At 71.1% G+C, this 343-nt stretch carries 1 protein-coding gene; it reads right to left on the bottom strand.

Annotation, left to right across the window (positions count from 1 at the left end):
- A partial coding sequence (locus TN53_RS43265) for a GDSL-type esterase/lipase family protein (RefSeq protein WP_046264418.1) occupies nt 1–343 on the bottom strand: 343 nt, incomplete at both ends.

The raw sequence follows: 343 nt of genomic DNA, 5'->3' as shown, positions 1-343 counted from the left end.
CGGTGAACGCCTTGTCGAAGTCGGCGTAGCCGTCGAAGACGCCACCGTCCCGCAGGAATGTGTTGACCTTCTGCCGGTCGGCCTCCTTGGCCTCGGTCCACCAGTCGCCCCACCCGCGATACGGCACGACCGTCGCGCCGATCACGCGCAGCCCGCGTTCGTGGGCGCGGCGCACGATCTCCCTCATGCCGTCGATCACCTGGTCGCCGGTGGCGCCGCCCCAGCTGAGGTCGTTGACACCCTCGAACAGGACCACCGTCCGGGCGCCCGGCTGCGACAGCCCGTCGCGCTCCAGCCGGTCCAGCCCCGCGAGCATCCGCGTCAGCTCGTCCTCGGTGAGCAG

It is taken from the genome of Streptomyces sp. WM6386 (genome assembly GCF_000972385.1).
Lineage (GTDB): Bacteria > Actinomycetota > Actinomycetes > Streptomycetales > Streptomycetaceae > Streptomyces.
The sequence above is the reverse complement of the archived record's forward strand: the minus strand, read 5'-3'. Positions and strand labels throughout refer to the sequence as shown.